Annotated in this window: 2 protein-coding genes; both read left to right on the top strand. The window is 76.8% G+C overall.

The window, feature by feature from the left end; all coding sequences use genetic code 11:
* Positions 1-60: 60 nt before the first annotated feature.
* Entirely contained in the window at positions 61-795 is a 735-nt protein-coding gene (locus tag ACFU6K_RS37235; protein WP_380670817.1) for a TetR family transcriptional regulator, read from the top strand.
* A 216-nt stretch (positions 796-1011) separates the two neighbouring features.
* Positions 1012-2282 (top strand): chloride channel protein (locus tag ACFU6K_RS37230; protein WP_380670815.1); only part of this gene is annotated, 1271 nt, incomplete at its 3' end.

The raw sequence follows: 2282 nt of genomic DNA, 5'->3' as shown, positions 1-2282 counted from the left end.
GGGCCCGGAGCGGCCCGGCCGTCGGCGCCGACCCCGCGCACGGATGTTAGGTTCCGATGGATGAGCGAGCAGGAAGAGCAGGACCAGCCCATGACTGACGGGCCCTCGAAGCCGGCGATGCGCGAGGCGCTGGTGGCCGCGGCCTTCGAGCTCTTCCTGGAGCGCGGCTTCGAACAGACCACCGTCGACGACATCGTCTCGCTGGCCGGTGTCGGCCGGCGCTCCTTCTTCCGCTACTTCCCGGCCAAGGAGGACGTGGTCTTCCCCGACCACGAGCGCAGCCTCGCCGAGATGACGGAGTTCCTGGAGTCCGGCACCGGCGAGGAGGACCCGGTCAAGCACGCCTGCGACGCCGCCCGCCTGGTCCTGCGGATGTACGCCGAGCAGCCCTCCTTCTCCGTCCAGCGCTACCGGCTGACCCGCAAGGTGCCCGGCCTGCGGGCGTACGAGCTGTCCGTGGTCTGGCGCTACGAGCACACCCTCGCCGCCTACCTGCGCGGCCGCTTCGCCGACCGCCCGGACGGCCCCCTGCGCGCGGACGTGATCGCCGCCGCCGTCGTCTCCGCGCACAACCACGCCCTGCGCACCTGGCTGCGTTCGGGCGGGAAGAGCGACTGGGTGGCCGAGGTGGACGCGGCGATGGCCTTCGTCACGGGCACCTGGGGCGACCGCCCGGCCGAGGCCGCCGTCGAGGGCGAGTCCGAGGACGTCGTGGTCCTGGTCGCCAGCCGCCGGGCGCCGCTGTGGCGGATGGTCCAGAGCATCGAGAGCGCGCTGGGCCCCGACGCCCGCTGAGGCCTGTCGTACGGGCCCGGCGAGGACCCCCGAAGCGCGCCCCGCGCCCGGCCCGGCACGCTCGCCCCCGACCGTCACCCGGACGGCGCAGCCGCGCCCGCCGCGGCCCCGGCTGACGGCCCGTGCGCCGTGCGCGGCTCCCGGTGCCGGGTGAGACTCGGTCGCAGGACGGGGCCTCCCGGGCGGCGGGTGGCCCGGGAGCGCGAGGGAGCGGCGATGCCGACGACGTCCCGGCAGCCGGGCAGCGGCCCGACCCTGCACGAGGTGCTGCTGCACAGGGGCTACCCGCGCCTGCTGATGGTCTCGGCGCTGGTCGGCATCCCGGTCTCGCTGGCGGCCTTCGGCTTCGTCGGCCTGGAGCACGAACTCCAGCACTGGATCTGGGAGAGCCTGCCGGCCGCGGCCGGCTACGGGCGCGCCCCCTGGTGGTGGCCGCTGCCCACGCTGCTGCTGGCCGGCCTGCTGCTCGCCCCGATCGTGACCCGGCTGCCCGGGCGCGGCGGCCACGTCCCGGTGGACGGGCTCGGAGGCCCGCCCACGCCGCCGGTCGCCGTCCCCGGCGTGGTGCTGGCCGCGCTCGCCGGTCTGCCGCTCGGCGTGGTGCTCGGCCCGGAGGCGCCGTTGATGGCGCTCGGCGGCGGACTCGCCCTGCTCGCCGTCCGGTCCGCCCGGCGGGCCGAACAGCCGCAGCTGGTGGCGGTGTTGGGGACGGCGGGGGCGGCGGCCGCGATCTCCACCATCTTCGGCAGCCCGCTGGTGGCCGCCGTGATGCTGATCGAGGCGGCCGGGCTGGGCGGCCCGCAGCTGATCGCGCTGATCCTGCCCAGCCTGCTGGCCGGCGGGGTCGGCGCGCTGGTCTTCACCGGCTTCGGCCACTGGACCGGACTGGCGATCGGCGCGCTCTCGCTGCCGCACGTGCCGAGGAGCGGGGTGCCGGACGCGGGGGACTTCCTCTGGGGCGTCCCGCTGGCCGTCGCGATCGCCGTGGTCTGCGTGGCCGGACAGACCGTCGGTCGCCGGGTGAAGGCCCTCACCACGACCGGCACCGCCCGGAAGACGGCTCTGCGCACCGTGCTGTGCGCGGTCGCCGTCGGCGGCTGCCTCGCCGCGTACGCCCTGCTGACCGGCCGCTCCCCGGAGGAGGCCGCGCTCTCCGGGCAGGCCACCCTGGGCACGCTCGCCGCCGACCCGGCCGCCTGGCCGGTCGGCGCGCTGCTGGCCCTGGTGCTGTGCAAGGGGCTGGGCTGGTCGATCGCCCTCGGCAGCCTGCGCGGCGGCCCGATCTTCCCGGCGATCCTGCTCGGCGCGGCCCTCGGCACGGCCTGCGCGCCGCTGCCGGGCTTCGGTGCCGCGCCCGCCCTGGCCGTCGGCCTCGCGGCCTCCGGTGCCGCCGTCACCGGCCTGCCCGTCACCAGTACGGTCCTCGCGGCCGCCCTGCTCGGCGGCGAGGCGGCGAACTCGATGCCGCTGCTGATCGTGTCCACGGT

It is taken from the genome of Kitasatospora sp. NPDC057512, from assembly GCF_042802135.1.
Lineage (GTDB): Bacteria > Actinomycetota > Actinomycetes > Streptomycetales > Streptomycetaceae > Kitasatospora.
The sequence above is the reverse complement of the archived record's forward strand: the minus strand, read 5'-3'. Positions and strand labels throughout refer to the sequence as shown.